This is a genomic window from Fertoeibacter niger (assembly GCF_009380135.2).
In the GTDB taxonomy this organism is placed as follows: domain Bacteria; phylum Pseudomonadota; class Alphaproteobacteria; order Rhodobacterales; family Rhodobacteraceae; genus Fertoeibacter; species Fertoeibacter niger.
In genome coordinates this window covers 30,356-49,007 of record NZ_WHUT02000013.1, presented here as the reverse complement: position 1 = coordinate 49,007, position 18,652 = coordinate 30,356, and the positions used below count along the sequence as shown (strand labels likewise).

Genomic DNA, 18,652 nt, shown 5'->3' with positions numbered 1-18,652 from the left:
GTGCCCGCAGCGCGCCTTTCCGCATGAAACCCGACGGCAAGGCAAAATTCACCCAGCCCGGCCCCTCAGCCCAGCGAGACATCATGACGAAACGCCTGATTGCACCCCTTTACACCGCTACCGCGCTTGGCCTGCTGGCCCCGCTGCCCGCCTTTGCGGCAGAACCTGCGGCAGTGGTCACAACCTATGCCGATATTGCGGCGGCCAAATACGCCGACAGCCTGACCACCGCCAAGGCGCTGCAAGCGGCGGTGGATGCGCTGATCGCCACGTCTTCAGCCGAAACGCTGGAGGCTGCAAAAACCGCCTGGCTGGCCGCGCGGGTGCCCTATCAGCAGTCCGAAGTGTTCCGTTTCGGCAATGCCATCGTGGACGATTGGGAAGGCAAGGTGAACGCCTGGCCGCTGGACGAGGGGCTGATCGACTATGTCGATGCCTCTTACGGCGGGCCGACCGAGGAAAACGAATTCGCCGCGCTGAACGTGATCGCCACGCCGACATTCACCCTGTCGGGCGTTGCGGTGGATGCAACCACCATCACCCCCGACCTGATCAGTGGCACGCTGCAAGAGGCCGACGGGATCGAGAGCAACGTCGCCTCGGGCTATCATGCGGTGGAATTCCTGCTGTGGGGCCAGGATCTGAACGGCACCGGCCCGGGTGCGGGCGCGCGGCCCTTTACCGATTACGCGACGGGTGACACCTGCACCGGTGGCAATTGCGACCGGCGCGCGGCCTATCTGAAGGCGGCGACCGACCTTCTGGTGGCCGATCTGGAATACATGGCCGCGCAATGGGCCGAAGGTGGCGAGGCCCGCGCAGCCGTGACGACCGACCCCGCAGCGGGGCTTCAGGCCATGCTGACCGGCATGGGCAGCCTTTCCTACGGCGAACAGGCGGGCGAGCGGATGAAGCTGGGCCTGATGCTGAACGACCCGGAAGAAGAGCATGACTGCTTTTCCGACAACACCCACAACAGCCATTACTATGACGGGCTGGGCGTGCAGAACGTCTATCTGGGCAGCTACACCCGCCCCGATGGTTCCGTGGTCAGCGGTCCGTCGCTGTCTGATCTGGTGGCGGAAAAGGATCCGGCGCTGGATGCGGCGCTGAAGGCCGAGCTTGAGGCCACGATGGCTGCGCTGGCCGCGCTCAAGGCGGCGGCGGATGGCGGTTTCGCCTATGATCAGATGCTGGCCTCTGGCAATGCCGAAGGCGAGGCGCTGATCATGGCGGCGGTGAACGGGCTGGTGACGCAGACGGCATCCATCGAGCGTGCCGTCACCGCGCTGGGGCTGAACGGCATCGCATTCGAGGGCTCCGACAGCCTCGACAACCCCGAGGCGGTTTTCCAGTAAACCAAAGCGCGCGGCGGGGGCCGGTATGCCCCCGCCCATCACATGATCACCAGCGCCGGGCCCAGCCATGATCGTCTGCCACTGCATGAACATCACCGACCATGATATCCGCGCCGCCGTGAACTGGATGCGCGCCTCGGACGCCCAGACCATCATCACCCCCGGCAAGGTCTATCACGCCCTTGGCAAGCGCGCCGATTGCGGCGGTTGCATGCCGTTGCTGCTTGACACCCTGCGCGGATGCGACAACTTCGAGGTACCCATGAACCTGCGCAGCCTTGGCCGCGCACACCGCACAGGGAAAGACGGACATGAAGGGCGACACCAAGGTTATCGAGTTTCTCAACGCGGCGTTGAGGTCTGAACTTACCGCCGTCAGCCAGTACTGGCTGCATTTCCGCTTGCAGGAAGACTGGGGTTTTGGTCGCCTTGCTGCCAAATCGCGTGAGGAAAGCATCGAAGAGATGCACCATGCCGACAAGCTGATTGCCCGCATCATCTTTCTGGAAGGCCATCCGAATCTGCAACGGCTTGACCCGCTTCGCATCGGCCAGACCATCAAGGAAACGCTGGAATGCGATCTGGCGGCGGAATATGGCGCGCGCACGCTGTACCGCGAGGCGCGGGAATATTGCCATTCCGTCAGCGATTTCGTGACGATGAAGATGTTCGAAGATCTGATGAAGGACGAGGAAGGCCATATCGACTTTCTCGAAACCCAGTTGGGCCTGTTCGAAAAGCTGGGCGAAGAACGCTATGGCCTGTTGAACGCCAAACCGGCTGACGAGGCGGATTGACGCCTCAGCCACGGCAGGCGATTGCCTGCGGCAAGGGGCCGCGCCGTTTTCCGATTGAAACTGTCAGGAAACGGCGCGACACCAAGGGCGAAAGGATGCCGCCATGATCCGCCATGCCCTTGCCCTGTCTTTTCTGCTTGCGGCCACCCAGACGGCAACCGCGCAGAGCGATGATCCGGCCACCTTCGGCCCCGCGCTGGATGACCGGCATCTGTCCGTGATCCCCCGCACCGAGGCCGAGGCCGCCCGCATCCGCGCCGTCACCGCCGCACCTACCGATTTCACCAGACCCGAAGCGTTCGAGGGCCTGCCCGCCGGCAAGGCCACCGTGCGGGCACGGGCCAATGCCGATGCGTTTTCCCTGCCCTCGGGCAACATCGCCTTTGACCGCGAGATGGATTTCAAGCTGGGCAACGGGCTGTTCAAGAAGCTGTGGGTATCGGCCCCGTCCTCCACCCTTGCCTCTGACGGGCTTGGCCCGCTGTATAACGCCCGGGGCTGCCAGAACTGCCATATCAAGGACGGGCGCGGCCATGCCCCCGAAGGCCCGGATGACGGCGCGGTATCCATGTTCCTGCGCCTGTCGGTGCCGGGCGGCACGGGGCCCGCGGGCATCGCCGACTACCTCGCCACATTGCCCGACCCCAATTATGGCGAGCAATTGCAGGATCTGGCGATTGCAGGCCAAGCCGCCGAGGGGCGGATGGTCATCACCTATACCGAAACCCCCGTGACGCTGGCCGATGGCAGCGTGGTCAGCCTGCGCGCGCCAAGCTATGCCGTGGCTGACCTTGGTTATGGCCCGCTGCATCCCGATGTGATGCTGTCGCCCCGCGTGGCCCCGCAGATGATCGGGCTGGGCCTGCTGGAGGCGATACCGGCGGCGGATATTCTGGCACTGGCCGACCCGGATGATGCCGATGGCGACGGCATCTCGGGCCGCCCCAACATCGTCTGGTCGGTCGAATATCAGGTGCCGATGCTGGGCCGTTTCGGGCTGAAGGCCGGCGCGCCCACGGTGCGGCAGCAATCGGCGGCGGCCTTTGCCGGTGACATGGGCCTGTCAAACCCGCTGTTCCCCGACCCGTCCGGCGAATGCACCATGGCGCAAACCCTTTGCCGCGATGCCCCCGCGGGGCAGGAACCCGGGCTGCGCGACGGGCTTGAGGTGGACGGCCAAAGCCTTGATCTGGTGACATTCTATTCCCGCAATCTGGGCGTGCCCGCGCGCCGGGGCATGGATGACCCGCAGGTTTTGCGCGGCAAGGCCGTGTTCCATGACCTTGGCTGTGCCGCCTGCCACACCCCCAAACACGTCACCCACCGCCTGCACGACCAGCCCGAGCAGAGTTTCCAGCTGATCTGGCCCTATACCGACCTGTTGTTGCATGACATGGGCGAAGGTCTGGCCGACAACCGCCCCGAAGCCCGCGCCACGGGCCGCGAATGGCGCACGCCGCCGCTCTGGGGCATCGGGCTCAGTGCCACCGTCACCGGCCACAGCCAGTTCCTGCACGATGGCCGCGCCCGCAACCTGCTGGAGGCGCTGCTGTGGCATGGCGGAGAGGCTCAGACCGCCCGCGATGGCGTCGCAGCCCTGCCCGCGCCCGACCGCGCCGCCCTGATCGCCTTTCTGGAGAGTCTGTGATGACCCGCACCCAAGCCCGTGCCCTGCGCCCGCACCGGGCCCTGACCGGCGGCCTGATCCTGGCACTTGCATTGGGCTGGGCCGCCATGGCCCGCGCCGATGTGCCCGAATCCGTGCAAAAGCACATCCTGCCCGGCTATGCCGCCTTCAGTGCGGCCACGCAGGAACTGGCGGAAAAGGCGGCGGATGATTGCAGCCCGGCCGCCCTGCAACCGGCCTTCCACGCCGCCTTTGATGCCTGGATCGCGGTCGCGCATCTGCGTCTTGGTCCCGTCGAGGAGGATGGCCGCGCGCTGGCCATCGCCTTCTGGCCCGACCCGAAGGGCGCGGGCGCACGGACGCTGGCCCGCCTGATCGCCGATGCCGACCCCGTGGCCACTGACCCCGCCGCCTTTGCCGACGTGTCGGTGGCCGGGCGCGGCCTGACCACGCTGGAACGCCTGTTGCATGACCCCGCGCTGACCGGCGGTTATGCTTGCACCCTGACCCGGGCCGTGGCCGCCGATCTGGCCCGCATGGCGGCCGAGGTGGATATCGGCTGGCAAGGCGGCTTTGCCGAACTCATGCTCACAGCGGGCCAGCCCGGCAACACCCGGTATCTGACCACCGCCGAGGCGCGGCAGGCGCTGTTCACCCAGCTGATCACCGGGCTGAATTTCACCGCCGACCAGCGCCTTGGCCGCCCGCTGGGCACATTCGACCGCCCCCGCCCTGAACGGGCCGAGGCGCGGCTGTCGGGCCGCAGCCTGCGCAATGTGGCCCTGTCGCTGGCCGCGCTGGAAAGTCTGGCCGTCACGCTGCACCCCGACAGCCCGGCCACCATCGCCGCCTTTGCCAAGGCGCGCGCATTGGCCACCGCCCTGGCCGACCCGGTGCTGGCCGGGGTGGCCACGCCGGGCGGGCGGCTGAAGGTGGAGATTCTGCAACAGGCCATACAGGCGGTGCGCGCAGCTGCCGAGGCTGAAATCGGGCCGCGCCTTGGTGTGTCGCTGGGCTTCAACGCAGCGGATGGCGACTGAACATGGCCACCCGCCGCCATATCCTAGCCGGTCTGCTGGCCACCACCCTGCCCCGCCTGGGCTGGGCCGATGCGGGCAACCCGGCCTATCTGGCCGCCGCGCAGGGGGCGGGAGGCGGGTTCGACCTGCATGGGCTGAACGCTGCGGGCGCCAGCCTGTTCGCCATCCCCCTGCCCGCGCGCGGCCATGCCGCCACCGCCCACCCGACCCGCCCCGAGGCTGTGGCCTTTGCCCGCCGCCCCGGCATCTATGCGCTGGTCATCCACTGCGTGACCGGGCAGGTGCAGGCCCGCCTGACCCCGCCCGCAGGCCGCCAGTTCAACGGCCATGGCTGCTTTTCGCAGGATGGCGCGGTGCTTTACACATCCGAGGTGGTGGCCGAAACCAGCGAGGGCCGCATCGGGCTGTGGGATGCGGCCCGGGGCTATGCACGCATGGGCGAATGGGCCTCGGGCGGCATCGGCCCGCATGACCTGCGCCGCCTGCCGGGGCGCGATGTGCTGGTGGTGGCCAATGGCGGCATCCAGACCGACCCCGATGACCGCACCAAACTGAACATCGCCACGATGCGCCCCAACCTTTGCTACCTGACGCCCGAGGGCGCGGTGCAGGATCAGGTGGAACTGGCGGCGGAATATTACCAGAACTCGATCCGCCATCTGGCGCTTGGCCCGGATGGCGCGGTGGCCTTCGCCCTGCAATGGGAGGGCGACCCCGCCGATCCCGTGCCGCTGCTGGGCCTGCACCGGATGGGCACGTCCGCCCGCCTTTGCCCCGCGCCCGAGGCAGAGGCTTATGCGATGCAGGGCTATGCCGGCTCCATCGCCTTTGACGCCAGCGGCGGGCTGATCGGCCTAACGTCACCCAAGGGTGGCGTGGTGCAGATCTTTGGCGCGGAAGGTGCCTTTATCGCCACCCACTCCCGCCCCGACGCCTGCGGCATCGCGGCAGCGGATGCGGCGGGGTTCATCGTCACCGATGGCGGCGGCACGGTCAGCCACCTGACCGACAGCGGCTTTGCCCCGCTCTGCCGGGGGGCGGCGGCATGGGACAATCATCTGGTGCCGTTGGCAACCTGAACCTCGGGCCACAGCAGCCTTCACCCGCTGCCAACCTGAGGGCAGATTCAGACGGACATGCGGCTTTCATCCAGGTAAACTGTCCCAGGGGTCGCTGGTTGATCGCGATCGGTTCCAGAACCAACCGGCGACGGGGCTGGCCCCCCCGTCACAAGCCAGCGGAGCGACGCCAGATTGCCCCGTCACGCCATCACCTCGAACCGGTCCACATCCACCATGCCGTGATCGGTGATCTTCAGATGCGGGATGACCGGCAGCGCCAGAAAGGCCAGTTGCAGGAACGGCTCCTCCAGCACCACCCCCAGCCCCTTTGCCGCCGCGCGCAGCGCGACCAGCGCCGCCTGCACCGCCTCGAACGGCTCAAGGCTCATCAGCCCGGCCACCGGCAGCGCCAGTTCGGCCAGCACCCGGCCGCCGTCAACCACCACGAACCCGCCTTCGATCTCGCCCAGCCGGTTCGCGGCCAGCGCCATGTCGGCGTAATCCACCCCCACCACGGCGATGTTGTGATGGTCATGGCAGACGGTAGAGGCGATGGCCCCGCGCTGCATGCCGAACCCCTGCACAAAGCCCATGGCCCGGTTGCCGTTCAACCCGTGCCGCTCGATCACCCCGATGCGGATCAGGTCGCGGGCCACATCGGGGCGCTTGTCGCCATCCTGCGGCGTGATGGTGAAGGTCAGGTGTTCGGTGATGATCTTGCCCGGCAGGATGCCGATCACCGGGGTTTCGGCCCGGTTGCCCCCGGCGCGGAAATGCTGCGGTTCCACCCGCGCGGCCTTCACCGAATGGCGCGCCACGGGCGCAACCGGCTGGCGCGCCGAGAATGCAGCGGCATCGGCGCGCACCCCGGCCACCAGCACAAGGCTGGCATGGCACCCCTCCAGACTGTCAATCACGGCGATGTCTGCGCGCTTGCCCGGCGCGATCAGCCCTCGGTCTTTCAGGCCAAAGGCTTCGGCGGCCGACAGCGACGCGGCGCGGTAAACCGCCAGCGGCGGGGCGCCCAGGGCAATGGCCGTGCGGATCATGTAATCCAGATGGCCATGTTCGGCGATGTCCAAGGGGTTCCGGTCATCGGTGCAAAAGGCGATAAAGGGCGAGTGCCGTTCGGTGATCAGGCTGGCCAGCGCATGCAGATCCTTTGACACCGACCCTTCGCGGATCAGCAGGCGCATCCCCTTGCGCAGCTTTTCCAGCCCCTCCTCGGCCGTCGTCGCCTCATGCTCGGTCCTGATCCCCGCCGCGATATAGCCGTTCAGGTCATTGCCGCGCAGCAAGGGCGCGTGGCCGTCGATATGACGGCCTTGAAATGCCTCCAGCTTGGCCATGCAGCCTTCGTCTTTCATCAGCACGCCAGGAAAGTTCATGAACTCCGCCAGCCCGATGACGCGCGGATGATCCATCAGCGGCACCAGATCGGCGGCCTCCAGCCGTGCCCCCGCCGTTTCCATATGGGTCGAGGGCACGCAGGATGACAGTTGCACCCTTATGTCCATCACTGTGCGGGCAGAGGCCTCCAGAAAATAGTGTATCCCCGCCAGCCCGCAGACATTGGCAATCTCATGCGGGTCACAGATCGCGGTGGTGACGCCGCGCGGCGTGACGCAGCGGTCGAATTCGAACGGTGTGACCAGCGAGGATTCGATGTGCAGATGGGTGTCGATGAAACCCGGCACCAGAATCTTGCCGGTGCAGTCGATCACCTGGGCCCCGTCATAGTCGCCGTAGACGCCAACGATCGTATCGCCGCAGATCGCCACGTCACTTTCCACCAGATCGCCGGTGATCAGGTCGAACACCCGCCCGCCGCGCAACACGATGTCGGCGGGGGCCAGGCCCCGGCCCTGGTCGATACGGTCGGAAAGGCTGCGTGGCATGGCATTCTCCTGCAAGGTGCCCGCCGCGCGGCCCCGCTTCCTGCGATGGGCCGGCGCGGCAGGCTGTCGGTCCCAAGCAAAGCGCAGCCAACGCGCGGCGTCCAGTGGCCTTTCGCCCTTGCACCTGCCCGCGCGGGGTGATCCATCTGGCGGCACAGCCCCTGCCGGAAAGATCACCCATGCGCCCGCTGCGCGGCATTGCCCTGAAAATCGCCTCGGTCATCGTGTTCATCGTCATGGCCTCGCTGATCAAGGCCACCGCCGATCATGTGCCAGCGGGGCAGGCGGTATTCTTCCGCTCGCTGTTCGCCATGCCGGTGATCGTGGTCTGGCTGGCGCTGCGGGGCGAGTTGACGACCGGGCTGCGCGCCAGTCACCCGATGGGCCATGTCTGGCGCGGGGTGGTGGGAACGCTGGCGATGGGGCTGGGCTTTGCGGGCCTTGGCTATCTGCCGCTGCCCGAGGTGACGGCCATCGGCTATGCCGCCCCCCTGCTGACCGTGATATTCGCCGCGATGTTTCTGGGCGAAGAGGTGCGCATCTTCCGCATTTCAGCCGTGGTGCTGGGGCTGGTGGGCGTTCTGATCGTGCTGTCGCCCCGCCTGACGGTGGGGGCGGCGGGCAGCCCAAGCCATGCACAGGCGCTGGGGGCCATGCTGGTGCTGGGCGGCGCGGTGTTCGCAGCACTTGCGCAGGTGTTCGTGCGCAAACTGGTGAACACCGAAAAGACCCCTGCCATCGTGTTCTACTTCTCGCTGACCGCCACGGTGCTGTCACTGGCCACGCTGCCCTTTGGCTGGGTGATGCCCGACGGGCGCGAAATGGCGCTGCTGGTCGGCTGTGGCTTGCTGGGCGGGGTGGGGCAGATATTGCTGACCTCCAGCTACCGCGAGGCGGATGCGTCCGTGGTGGCACCGTTTGATTATGCCTCGATGATCTTTGCGCTGGCCATCGGTTACTTCGTGTTTTCCGAGGTGCCGACGCTGACCATGCTGGGCGGCGCCGCACTGGTGATGACGGCGGGCTGCCTGATCATCTGGCGCGAGCGCAAGCTGGGGCTGGAACGCGCGCGGCAGCGCAAGGCAATGACGCCGCAGGGATAGGCCCCGCCTGCGCTGCGGTGTTGCAGCGTCAGGCTCAGGCCACCCGGCTGGGAAGCCGCCGTTCCAGCTGGCGGAAAGCCAGCACGATCACCCCGGTGATGATCATGTAAACCACCGCCAGCAGCAGCAGCGGTTCATAGACGATGAACGTGTCCTGCCGCACCCGGGACGCCACGGCATAGATATCGACCACCGTGATCGTGGCCACCAGCGGTGTGGCCTTCAGTTGCAGCACCGTCTCGCCCCCCAGCGTGGGCAGGGCGCGCTGGATGGCCTGCGGCAGCCAGATGCGGCGCAGGATGGTGAAACGCGGCATGCCCATGGCACGCGCCGCCTCCAGTTGCCCGCGCGGCACCGACCGGAACGCACCGCGCATCACCTCGCCCTCATAGCCCGCAAAGCTGAGCGTCAGCGCCACCACAGCATAGGGCCAGGCCTGCCGCAGGTAGGGCCAGAGATCGCTTTCCCGGATCCACGGAAATTGGGGAAACAGTGACCCCAGACCGAAATACAGCAGCCACAGTTGCAGCAGCAGCGGCGTGCCCCGGATCACCGAACAGAACACACGGGCCGGTGCGGCCAGATACCACGGCCCCGCCGCCTGCGCCAAACCCAGCGGGATCGACAGAAGAAACCCCAGCGCGGTGGTGACAGCCAGTATCCAGACCGTGCGCCAGATGCCCTGCCCGATCAGCGGCAGGTATTTCGGCAGCCAGTCCCAGCGCAGGGCAAAAACGCACCAGACCACGATGGCCAGAGCGATGCCGCCAAGGATGATGCGGTGCGGCGCGACCCTAGACATGGGCGCAGCCTGTCTGACGGTGCGCTGCAAGGATTTTCCAAAATCCTTGAAAAATTTTATGGAAAATTTTTGGGTCGCGCCGGTCGTTCATCGCCCGCTTCCCCCCACATTCGGCTGACCGCGCCGTGCCCATTTCTCGATACGGCCAAAGATCACGCCCGATACCAGCGACAGCGCCAGATACAGCACCCCGGCGGCCAGGAAAAAGGTGAAGAACGCCTTGGTCGTGCCTGCCGCCTGCCGGGTCTCCTGGGTCAGCTCGCCAAAGCCCACCACCGCCAGCAGCGCGGTATCCTTCGTCGCCACCAGCCACAGGTTCGCCAGCCCCGGAATGGCAAAAGACAGCATCGCGGGCAAGGTGATGCGCCGCGCCAGCAGGAAGGGCGGCATGCCCATGGCCCGTGCCGCCTCGATCTGGCCCGCAGGCACCGCCAGAATGGCCCCGCGCAGCACCTCGGTGGCATAGGCGCCCTGCACCACGCCCAGCACGGTGATCCCCGCCGCCACGCCGGAAATCTGGATGCGGCTTTGCCCCCAGGCCACAAGCAACTGGTTCACCACATCCGTGACGGCGAAATACAGGATCAGGATCAGCACCAGTTCCGGCACCGCCCTGACAACCGTGGTGTAGACCGCCAGCAAATCGCGCGTGACCGGCCCGCCGTAAAGCTTGCCGTAAGCCCCCGCCGTGCCGATCACCAGCCCCAGACCAAAGGCCCCCAGCGCGATCAGCACCGAGTTCCACAGACCCCGCAGCAGGTTCGCCCCCCAACCGGGGGGCGAATAGGCCAGAAGATCCAGCGTCGAGCCAAGGGCAAGCGCCCCGGTCATGCCCAGCACAGGGTGTCAGCCGCCGTAGATCGACGAGGCGAAATAGGGCTTGCTGATCGCCTCATAGGTGCCGTCGGCGATCACCTTGGCGATGCCCTCGTTGAACTTGGCCTTCAGTTCCTCGTCGCCCTTGCGCAGGCCCACGCCCACGCCCAGACCCAGCACCTCCGGGTCATCGGCCACCGCGCCCATGCTTTCGCAGCAGGCCATCCCGGCTTCAGAGGTGAGGAAGGCATCCAGCGCGATGCTGTCGGCCTGTGTCGCATCAATCCGGCCCGCGACCAGATCCTGATTGGCCTCATCCTGCGTCTGGTAAATCTTGATCTCGGCCGCCGTGGCCGCGAAATGCTTTTGCGCGTAGGCCTCGTGCACGGTGGATACCTGCACGCCGATGATCTTGCCCGCCAGGCCTTCGGGGGTCGGCGCGATGCCCGCGCCCTTGGCGGCTGCGACCACAGTGGGGGTGTTGTAGTATTTGTCCGAGAAGTCGATGGTTTCCATCCGCTCGGCGGTGATCGACATCGAGGCCATGATGGCGTCGATCTGCCCAGACGTCAGCGAGGGGATGATGCCATCCCAGGCCACGGGCGTGACCACGCATTCCAGTGCGGCGGCGGCGCAGACGGCGTTGATCATGTCCACCTCCCACCCCGTGAAATTGCCCGAGGCATCGGGGGCGGCGAAGGGCGGATAGGGTTCTGCGGCAACGCCGACCTTGATCGGATCAGCCAGAGCGGCGGTGCTGAACAGCAGCGATGCGGCCAGTGTGAGGGCGATTTTCTTCATGATATACTCTTCTCTGTTGGACGTGGCTTGTTTTGGGTTCCGGGTGATCCCGGTATGTTGGCGTCAGGCGACGGATTTCAGGAATTGTTTCAGCCGGTCGGATTTCGGGCTGCCGAACAGGGCATCAGGCGGGCCTTCTTCCTCGACCACGCCATTGTGGAGGTAGATCACATGCGACGCCACCTCGCGCGCGAATTTCATCTCATGCGTCACCAGGATCATTGTGCGCCCCTCGGCGGCCAGATCGCGGATGACACCCAGAACCTCGCCCACCAGTTCGGGGTCCAGCGCAGAGGTGGGTTCGTCGAACAGCATGGCGCGGGGCTCGATCGCAAGCGCCCGGGCGATGGCCGCGCGCTGCTGCTGGCCGCCCGACAGGAACGCGGGATAGGCGCTTTCCTTTTCCGCCAGCCCCACCCGCGCCAAGAGCTTGCGCGCCCGCGCCACGGCATCGGCCTTCGGCGTGCCCAGCACATGAACCGGCACCTCGATAAGGTTTTCCAGAATGGTCTTGTGCGTCCACAGGTTGAACTGCTGGAATACCATGCCCAGGCTTTGCCGCGCCTTTTCGATCTGTTTGCGGCTGGCCGGGGTGCCATCGGCGCGCAGGGCAATCTCCTCGCCGCCGATCACGATCCTGCCGGAACTGGGCGTCTCCAGAAAGTTTATGCAGCGCAGCATCGTCGATTTGCCCGAACCGGAGCCGCCGATGATCGCCACCACATCGCCCTCGCAGGCCCGCAGCGACACGCCTTTCAGCACCTCCAGCGGGCCAAAGGATTTGCGCAGCCCCTCGATGCGTATCGCCTCGGGGCGCGGGTGGCTTGCGGGCTGTCGGGCGGTGGCTGGCATCCGGGCTCCGTCACAATCTGATTGCAGTAAGACAAGCGGTTTGCAATTATGCAAGCGTATAATTCACGGGGGTCGGCGTGACCGGCGAGCGGCGGAAATATGTGCGCGAGGGCGAGGAACGGCGGCGCGAGGCGCTGATTTCCTCGGCACTCGATCTGGTGGCCGAGGGCGGCGCGCCTGCGGCCACGGTGCGCGCCATTGCCGACCGGGCGGGCGTGACGCCGGGCCTGATCCGGCATTATTTCGAGACCAAGGAAGACCTGACACGTGCCGCCTATGCGTCAGTGATGCAGCGCATGATCGCCGACAGCAGCGCGGTGCTGGCCGCAGCGCCCGCCGATCCTGCGGCGCGGCTGGCGGTGTTCGTGGCGGCATCGCTGCGCCCGCCGGTGGTTGACCCTGCGGCGCTGAGCATCTGGGCCGGGTTCCTGCACCTTGTGCAGCGCGACCCCGCGATGCGCGAGGTGCACCGCGCGCATTATCTGGGCTACCGTGATCTGTTGCAGGGCCTGATCGCCGCCCTGCCCCGCCCCGCCGACCCCGCCACATTGCGCGCGCAGGCCATCGCCTGCAACGCCGTGATCGACGGGCTGTGGCTGGAGGGTGGCGCGCTGCCCGAGGCCTTTGGCCCGGGCGAGCTGGAACGTATCGGGCTGGGCGCCGTGGGCGCGCTGCTGGAACTTGATCTGGTGGCTGCCCTGCCGCCGGAAACCGCAAAGGACATGCCATGAGATATGCCGACATCACAACCCGCCTGTCGGGGCTTGGCGGGGCGAAATGGGCGATCCATGCCCGTGCCCGCGCGCTGGCCGCCGCTGGCCGCGACGTGATCGAACTGACTATCGGCGAGCCTGATGTGCCCACGCCTGCGGCCCTGACCGAAGTGGCGGCGGCAGGCATGCGCGCCGGGCGCACCGGTTATTCCAACGGGCGGGGCGAGCCTGCGCTGGTGGCGGCACTGGCTGCACGGTATTCCGCGCGGCGGGGGCGGCAGATCGGGGCTGACCAGATCATGTGCTTTCCCGGCACGCAGACCGTGCTTTACGCCGTGCTGACCGGGCTGGTGCAGGCGGGTGACGAGGTGCTGATGGGCGACCCGATGTATGCCACTTATGAGGGCGTGATCGCCGCCACCGGGGCTGCCATGGTGCCCGTGCCGCTGCGCCCGGAACACGGGTTTCGCATGCAGGCCGCCGATGTGGCGGCACGCATCACGCCGCGCAGCCGGGTGATCTTCCTGAACTCGCCGCACAACCCGACCGGCGCGGTGCTGACGCGGGCCGACATTGCCGCCATCGGGCAACTGGCCGTGGCGCATGACCTGTGGATTGTCTGCGACGAGGTGTATGAGGATCTGGTGTTTGAAGGTGTGGCCTTTGCCTCGCCTCTGGATGATCCGGCCCTGGCCGAAAGGGTCATCGTGGCGTCATCCATCTCGAAATCCCACGCCGCGCCCGGGTTCCGGTCAGGGTGGTGCGTGGCCCCGGCCGAATTCTGCCAGCACCTGCTGCCCTTGTCGGAAACCATGCTGTTCGGCAACCAGCCCTTCATCGCCGACATGACGGCGGCGGCGGTAGCGGTTCCGTCGCCCGTGGCCCCCGGCATGTGTGCGCGCTTTGCCGCCCGGGCCGACCTGCTGGTGCGGCGGCTGGATGGCGTGGCGGGCCTGCGGGTGCATCGCCCCGAAGCGGGCATGTTCGCGCTGATCGACGTGCGCGGCACCGGGCTGGACAGCAGCAGCTTTGCCATGGATCTGCTGGAACAGGCGGGCGTGGCGGTCATGCCGGGGGAATCCTTCGGAGCGGCGCTGCACGGCTGGGTGCGCGTCGCGCTGACCCAACCCGATGCGCTGATCGACGCCGCGTGCGACCGGATCGTGGCGCATGTGCAGGCTTCAACCACGCAAGCCCGCGCGGTGAACGCATGATCACGGTCGGGCAGGCGCTGGTGCAGGGCCTTGTGGCCCGGGGTGTCGAGGTGGTGTTCGGCATCCCGGGCGTGCATACGATCGAGCTTTATCGCGGCCTGCCCGGATCGGGCATCCGCCATGTCACGGCGCGGCACGAACAGGGCGCGGTCTTCATGGCCGATGGTTATGCCCGCGTATCGGGCAAGCCCGGCGTGGCCTTTGTCATCACCGGGCCGGGGCTGACCAATGCGCTGACGGCGATGGCGCAGGCGCGGGCGGATTCGATACCGCTGCTGGTGATTTCCGGCGTGAACCGGCGGGATTCGTTGGGCCGGGGTCTGGGGCTGCTGCACGAACTGCCCGATCAGGCAGGGATGGTGGCGGCGCTTTGCCCCACGCTTCAGGTCACGGGGCCGGAGGCGTTGGAGGGTGCGCTGGACGCGGCCTTTGCCGCGCTCGAAACCGGCCGCCCCGGCCCGGTGCATCTGGAGGTGCCGACCGATGTGATGCCCCTGCCCTGTGCCCCGCCGGCTGCGCAGGCCATGCCTGCGGCCCCCGCCCCCGATCCGGCCAGACTGGCCGAGGCGTCGCGCCGGTTGGCCGGCGCGCAACGCCCGGTCATTCTGGCGGGGGGCGGCGCGCGGCGGGCAGGCCCTGAATTGCTGGCGCTGGCCGAACGGCTGGATGCGCCGGTAGTGCAGACCACCAACGCGCGCGGGCTGATGCATGGCCATCCGCTGGCCGTGCCCGCCAGCCCCAGCCTTGACGCCGTGCGTGCGCTGATCGCCGGGGCCGACGCGCTGTTGGCCGTGGGCACAGAATTCGGCCAGACCGATTACGACATGTATGTGAAGGGCGGCCTGCCCGACATGGCCGCGATGATCCGCATCGACATCTGCGGCGATCAACTGTCCCGGCACCCGGCGGCGGTCACATTGCGGGCCGATGCGGGGGCGGCACTGGCAGCTTTGCTGCCCGCCGTGCCGCAGGCCCAGGGCGACGGGACCGCGCGGGCGGCGCAGGCACGGGCGGCGGCATGGGCGGAACTCTCGCCGCCGATGCAGGCTCAGGTGGCGCTGCTGAACACGCTGCGCGATGCGCTGCCCGGTGCGATCATCGTGGGCGACAGCACGCAGCCGGTCTATGCCGGGAACCTGCATTACGACCACGACCGCCCCGGCGGCTGGTTCAACGCGGCCACCGGCTATGGTGCCCTGGGCTTTGGCCCGGGGGCCGCGGTGGGCGCGGCACTGGCAGCCCCCGGCGTGCCGGTGGTCTGCCTGATCGGCGATGGCGGCTTGCAGTTCAGCCCCGGCGAATTGCGCACGGCGGTGGATGAGGGGCTGGCGATCACCTTCCTTGTCTGGAACAACGCGGGCTTTCGCGAGATTGCCGAAGCGATGCAGGCGGCGGGGACCGAGGTGTTGGGCTGCTCGCCCTCGCCCCTGCGGATGGAGCCTTTTGCAGCGGCCTGCGATCTGCCCTTCGCCAGCATCCTGCCCAACGCGGATGCGCTGCGCGCCGCCCTGTCCATGCCGCAGACCGGCCCCCGGCTGATCGAGATCCGGGTGGAATGACCGGCGCTAACCGGGCGGCTGTGGCGCAACCGGCAGGCGTTGCCGCCCCCGGGCGGGGATGCCTGGGCCAGGATGAAAGCGGGTTTTCGGCAGAACGGCGCCGATTCCTCGCCTGATTATTGCGCATTTCGCCTGCCGCATCTTCCGTTTTGTTCGCTTACATCGGATAACGCCTTGCCAAACCGACAGGTGCCCCGATGCCGCAACGCCAGACCCCCGCTGCTGCCAACCGTATCGCCGGGGTGGCCCGTGACCGGCTGGAAAAGCTGGCCGCGCGCGAGGCCAAACGCTTTGCCGCTGCCCGGCCCCGCACCAGGGCCGCACTGGCGGCAGGGGCCGGGGCCTTTGTCGACGCCGTGCCGATGCACTGGATGAAAGATTGGCCGATGCCCTTTCCCATGCTGGTTGCCGGGGCCGAAGGGGCCACGATCACCGATATCGACGGCATCGAGATTGACGATTTCTGCCTTGGCGACACCGGCAGCATGTTCGGCCATTCACCCGAGCCGGTGGCCAGGGCCATCCGGCGGCAGGCGCGGCTGGGGCTGACCTACATGCTGCCCAGCCCGGCGGCGCTGGAGGCGGGCCGCCTGCTGACCGCCACCTTCGGCGATTTCCGCTGGCAGGTCGCCACCACCGCCACCGATGCCAACCGTTTCGCGCTGCGCGTGGCGCGGGCGGTGACAGGGCGGCCAAAGGTGCTGGTGTTCAACGGCTGCTATCACGGCACGGTGGACGACACGATGGTGGCGCTGGTGGATGGCCAGACCGTCAACCGCCCCGGCCTGCTGGGCCAGTTCGCCGATCTGACGGCAGGCGCGGTGGCGGTAGAGTTCAACGATCTGGCAGGGGTTGCTGCGGCGCTGGCGCAGGGCGATGTCGCGGCGATCCTGACCGAGCCGGTCATGACAAATTCCTGCATGGTGCTGCCGGATGCCGGTTTCCACGCGGGGCTCAGGCGGCTGGCGACGCAGCATGGCGCGCTCCTGATCATCGACGAGACGCATACGCTGTCGTCCGGCCATGGCGGCTATACAAAGGTGCATGATCTGGACCCCGACATTCTTGTCGTGGGCAAATGCGTTGCGGGCGGCATGCCCACAGCGGTCTGGGGCCTGCGCCCGGAACTGGCAGACCGCTATGTCGCGGTGAATGCCAACCGCGCCTCGGGCCACTCCGGCATGGGCACCACGCTCTCGGCCAACCCGATGCAATTCGCCTGCCTTGTCGCCACTTTGGCCGAGGTGATGACACAAGACAACCATGCGCGGATGGAGGTGGGGGCCTCGCGCCTGGCCGCCGGCCTTTCCCGCGTGATCAAGGCGCATCGCGCGCCCTGGCATGTGGTGCGTGTGGGCGCGCGGGTGGAATTCATCTGTGCGCCATCGCCCTTGCGCAACGGCACCGAGGCGGCAGCAGCGCATCAGCCGCAGCTGGAGGCCGCGCTGCATGTGGCGCTGTTGAACCGGGGCTGCCTGATCGCGCCGTTCCACAACATGATGCTGGTCAGCCCCGCCACCCGCAAACGCCAGATCGACCGGCTTGTCGCCGCCTTTGACGAGGTGCTGACCGAGCTTTTCGCCTGACCCCGCCCTTTTTTTCCCACGAGACCCCATGACCGCATATCCCAGCCCCTCCGGCTCCACCCTTGCCGAAGCCGAAGCCTTTCTTGCCGCCCATCCCCAGATCGAGGCCTTCGACCTTGTGCTGCATGACGCCAATGGCATCGGGCGCGGCAAGATCATCCGGCGGCATGAACTGGCGGGGTTCTACAAGAACGGGCGGCATCTGCCGATCTCGATCATGGGGCTGGATATCTGCGGCGAGGATGTGCACGAAACCGGCCTGATCTGGGATCAAGGCGATGGCGACCTGCGCGCCTGGCCGATCCCCGGCAGCCTTGTGCCGCTGCATGGCACCACCCCGCCGCGCGGCGAGGTGCTGATGAGCCTTTACGACCTCGCTGGCCGCCCCATGACATCCGACCCGCGCCATGCCCTGCAACGGCAGGTCGATGCCCTGGCGGCCGAAGGCGTTTATCCAGCGGGCGCGTTCGAACTCGAATTCTTCCTGCTGGACAATGAACGCGGCCCCGATGGCCGCGTGCAGCCCGCCCGCGATGTGCTGGACGGGCGTGCAAGCCACAAGACCGAGGTTTATTCCGTCGATCACCTGCATGGCATGCTGCCGCTGTTCTCCGACATCTACGCGGGGGCGGCCAAAGCCGGGATCACGGCGGAAACGCTGATTTCGGAATATGCCCCGGGCCAGTATGAGCTGACACTGAACTACCGCACCGACATGATGCAGGCCGCCGATGACCTGATCCGGCTGAAACGCATCGTGCGGGCGCAGGCCCGCGCCCATGGCGTGACCGCCTGTTTCATGGCCAAACCGGTGGAGGCTTATGCCGGATCGGGCATGCATCTGCATGTGTCGATGCTGGACGCGGGCGGCACCAACATCTTTGTCGAGGCGGTGGAGGGGGAATATTCCGCCCCGATCCTGCATGCCATCGGCGGCTTGCGCGCCACGATGGGCGAATCGATGCTGGTCTTTGCCCCGCATGCGAATTCCTGGCGGCGCTTTGCCGCGCAAAGCTATGCACCGGTGTCGCCCACCTGGGGCGTCAACAACCGGTCAGTCGCGCTGCGCATACCGGCCGGTGACATCAGGGCGCGGCGGATCGAACACCGCCCCGCCGGGGTGGATGCCAACCCCTATCTGGTGGGCGCGACCGTGCTGGCGGGCATCCGGCACGGCCTGGCCGCGCGGCTGGACCCCGGGCCGGAAACCACCGGCAACGGCTATACCGATGCGCAGGATGCCCCGCCCATCCCGGTGGACTGGCGCAGCGCCATCGTGGCCGCGCAGGGCTCGGCCTTTCTGCGCAACGCCCTGGGCGATGACATGCACCGCACCTTCACCGCGATCAAGGCTGCGGAATATGCACGCGTGGCGCGCACCGTGTCAGAGGTGGATTTCGACCTCTATCTGCACACCGTCTGACA

General features: G+C 67.3%; 17 protein-coding genes. 12 read left to right on the top strand and 5 right to left on the bottom strand.

Annotated features, from left to right (window positions below):
* The first annotated feature begins 83 nt into the window (after nucleotides 1-83).
* From GEU84_RS17875 to GEU84_RS17850, 6 genes are all read left to right on the top strand, one after another.
* Complete coding sequence (locus tag GEU84_RS17875) at nucleotides 84-1,358, top strand: imelysin family protein (protein WP_152828433.1); 1,275 nt, start codon at nucleotides 84-86, stop codon at nucleotides 1,356-1,358.
* 67 nt (nucleotides 1,359-1,425) lie between these two features.
* The gene (locus tag GEU84_RS17870) at nucleotides 1,426-1,722 is read left to right on the top strand and encodes a (2Fe-2S)-binding protein (protein ID WP_152828432.1); all 297 of its coding nucleotides are present in this window, start codon (nucleotides 1,426-1,428) and stop codon (nucleotides 1,720-1,722) included.
* The gene (bfr, locus tag GEU84_RS17865) at nucleotides 1,670-2,155 is read left to right on the top strand and encodes a bacterioferritin (RefSeq protein WP_152828431.1); all 486 of its coding nucleotides are present in this window, start codon (nucleotides 1,670-1,672) and stop codon (nucleotides 2,153-2,155) included. The genes GEU84_RS17870 and bfr overlap by 53 nt, the downstream gene beginning before the upstream one ends.
* A gap of 103 nt (nucleotides 2,156-2,258) precedes the next feature.
* A complete protein-coding gene (locus GEU84_RS17860; RefSeq protein WP_152828430.1) occupies nucleotides 2,259-3,803 on the top strand; it encodes a di-heme oxidoreductase family protein in 1,545 nt (514 codons plus the stop codon).
* 23 nt (nucleotides 3,804-3,826) lie between these two features.
* The gene (locus GEU84_RS17855) at nucleotides 3,827-4,822 is read left to right on the top strand and encodes an imelysin family protein (RefSeq protein ID WP_420899291.1); all 996 of its coding nucleotides are present in this window, start codon (nucleotides 3,827-3,829) and stop codon (nucleotides 4,820-4,822) included.
* Between the two features lie 2 nt (nucleotides 4,823-4,824).
* Entirely contained in the window at nucleotides 4,825-5,901 is a 1,077-nt protein-coding gene (locus tag GEU84_RS17850) for a DUF1513 domain-containing protein (RefSeq protein ID WP_152828429.1), read from the top strand.
* A 182-nt stretch (nucleotides 5,902-6,083) separates the two neighbouring features.
* On the opposite strand, the gene ade is transcribed toward GEU84_RS17850, so the two are convergent.
* The gene (gene ade / locus GEU84_RS17845) at nucleotides 6,084-7,781 is read right to left on the bottom strand and encodes an adenine deaminase (RefSeq protein WP_152828428.1); all 1,698 of its coding nucleotides are present in this window, start codon (nucleotides 7,779-7,781) and stop codon (nucleotides 6,084-6,086) included.
* A 179-nt stretch (nucleotides 7,782-7,960) separates the two neighbouring features.
* Between ade and GEU84_RS17840 the strand changes: the two genes are divergently transcribed.
* Nucleotides 7,961-8,884 carry a DMT family transporter gene (locus tag GEU84_RS17840; protein WP_152828427.1) on the top strand — a complete coding sequence of 308 codons (924 nt, stop codon included), beginning with the start codon at nucleotides 7,961-7,963 and terminating at the stop codon, nucleotides 8,882-8,884.
* A gap of 34 nt (nucleotides 8,885-8,918) precedes the next feature.
* Here GEU84_RS17840 and GEU84_RS17835 read toward each other — a convergent pair whose 3' ends face one another.
* From GEU84_RS17835 to GEU84_RS17820, 4 genes are all read right to left on the bottom strand, one after another.
* Nucleotides 8,919-9,686 carry an ABC transporter permease gene (locus tag GEU84_RS17835; protein ID WP_152828426.1) on the bottom strand — a complete coding sequence of 256 codons (768 nt, stop codon included), beginning with the start codon at nucleotides 9,684-9,686 and terminating at the stop codon, nucleotides 8,919-8,921.
* Between the two features lie 87 nt (nucleotides 9,687-9,773).
* Nucleotides 9,774-10,517 carry an ABC transporter permease gene (locus tag GEU84_RS17830; protein ID WP_152828425.1) on the bottom strand — a complete coding sequence of 248 codons (744 nt, stop codon included), beginning with the start codon at nucleotides 10,515-10,517 and terminating at the stop codon, nucleotides 9,774-9,776.
* Nucleotides 10,518-10,532: 15 nt separating this feature from the next.
* On the bottom strand, nucleotides 10,533-11,303 hold the full coding sequence (locus GEU84_RS17825; RefSeq protein WP_152828424.1) for a transporter substrate-binding domain-containing protein: 771 nt from the start codon (nucleotides 11,301-11,303) through the stop codon (nucleotides 10,533-10,535).
* Nucleotides 11,304-11,366: 63 nt separating this feature from the next.
* A complete protein-coding gene (locus GEU84_RS17820) occupies nucleotides 11,367-12,155 on the bottom strand; it encodes an ABC transporter ATP-binding protein (protein ID WP_152828423.1) in 789 nt (262 codons plus the stop codon).
* Nucleotides 12,156-12,232: 77 nt separating this feature from the next.
* Here GEU84_RS17820 and GEU84_RS17815 point away from each other — a divergent pair, with 77 nt between their 5' ends.
* From GEU84_RS17815 to GEU84_RS17795, 5 genes are all read left to right on the top strand, one after another.
* Complete coding sequence (locus GEU84_RS17815; RefSeq protein WP_174539971.1) at nucleotides 12,233-12,886, top strand: TetR family transcriptional regulator C-terminal domain-containing protein; 654 nt, start codon at nucleotides 12,233-12,235, stop codon at nucleotides 12,884-12,886.
* Complete coding sequence (locus GEU84_RS17810; protein ID WP_152828422.1) at nucleotides 12,883-14,082, top strand: pyridoxal phosphate-dependent aminotransferase; 1,200 nt, start codon at nucleotides 12,883-12,885, stop codon at nucleotides 14,080-14,082. The genes GEU84_RS17815 and GEU84_RS17810 overlap by 4 nt, the downstream gene beginning before the upstream one ends.
* Nucleotides 14,079-15,641 (top strand): 5-guanidino-2-oxopentanoate decarboxylase, encoded by a 1,563-nt coding sequence (locus GEU84_RS17805; protein ID WP_152828421.1) that lies wholly within the window; start codon nucleotides 14,079-14,081, stop codon nucleotides 15,639-15,641. The genes GEU84_RS17810 and GEU84_RS17805 overlap by 4 nt, the downstream gene beginning before the upstream one ends.
* 197 nt (nucleotides 15,642-15,838) lie before the next feature.
* Nucleotides 15,839-17,227, top strand: coding sequence for an aspartate aminotransferase family protein (locus tag GEU84_RS17800; RefSeq protein ID WP_152828420.1), 1,389 nt, complete (start codon nucleotides 15,839-15,841; stop codon nucleotides 17,225-17,227).
* Nucleotides 17,228-17,255: 28 nt separating this feature from the next.
* Nucleotides 17,256-18,650, top strand: a complete 1,395-nt coding sequence (locus GEU84_RS17795; RefSeq protein ID WP_152828419.1) for a glutamine synthetase family protein — start codon at nucleotides 17,256-17,258, stop codon at nucleotides 18,648-18,650.
* Nucleotides 18,651-18,652: the final 2 nt, after the last annotated feature.

Excerpts from the sequence above, each read along its gene's own strand:
- GEU84_RS17875 (WP_152828433.1), top strand. The coding sequence starts at position 84 with ATGACGAAACGCCTGATTGCACCCCTTTACACCGCTACCGCGCTTGGC.
- GEU84_RS17870 (WP_152828432.1), top strand. The coding sequence starts at position 1,426 with ATGATCGTCTGCCACTGCATGAACATCACCGACCATGATATCCGCGCC.
- bfr (WP_152828431.1), top strand. The coding sequence starts at position 1,670 with ATGAAGGGCGACACCAAGGTTATCGAGTTTCTCAACGCGGCGTTGAGG.
- GEU84_RS17860 (WP_152828430.1), top strand. The coding sequence starts at position 2,259 with ATGATCCGCCATGCCCTTGCCCTGTCTTTTCTGCTTGCGGCCACCCAG.
- GEU84_RS17850 (WP_152828429.1), top strand. The coding sequence starts at position 4,825 with ATGGCCACCCGCCGCCATATCCTAGCCGGTCTGCTGGCCACCACCCTG.
- ade (WP_152828428.1), bottom strand. The coding sequence starts at position 7,781 with ATGCCACGCAGCCTTTCCGACCGTATCGACCAGGGCCGGGGCCTGGCC.
- GEU84_RS17840 (WP_152828427.1), top strand. The coding sequence starts at position 7,961 with ATGCGCCCGCTGCGCGGCATTGCCCTGAAAATCGCCTCGGTCATCGTG.
- GEU84_RS17835 (WP_152828426.1), bottom strand. The coding sequence starts at position 9,686 with ATGTCTAGGGTCGCGCCGCACCGCATCATCCTTGGCGGCATCGCTCTG.
- GEU84_RS17830 (WP_152828425.1), bottom strand. The coding sequence starts at position 10,517 with ATGACCGGGGCGCTTGCCCTTGGCTCGACGCTGGATCTTCTGGCCTAT.
- GEU84_RS17825 (WP_152828424.1), bottom strand. The coding sequence starts at position 11,303 with ATGAAGAAAATCGCCCTCACACTGGCCGCATCGCTGCTGTTCAGCACC.
- GEU84_RS17820 (WP_152828423.1), bottom strand. The coding sequence starts at position 12,155 with ATGCCAGCCACCGCCCGACAGCCCGCAAGCCACCCGCGCCCCGAGGCG.
- GEU84_RS17810 (WP_152828422.1), top strand. The coding sequence starts at position 12,883 with ATGAGATATGCCGACATCACAACCCGCCTGTCGGGGCTTGGCGGGGCG.
- GEU84_RS17805 (WP_152828421.1), top strand. The coding sequence starts at position 14,079 with ATGATCACGGTCGGGCAGGCGCTGGTGCAGGGCCTTGTGGCCCGGGGT.
- GEU84_RS17800 (WP_152828420.1), top strand. The coding sequence starts at position 15,839 with ATGCCGCAACGCCAGACCCCCGCTGCTGCCAACCGTATCGCCGGGGTG.
- GEU84_RS17795 (WP_152828419.1), top strand. The coding sequence starts at position 17,256 with ATGACCGCATATCCCAGCCCCTCCGGCTCCACCCTTGCCGAAGCCGAA.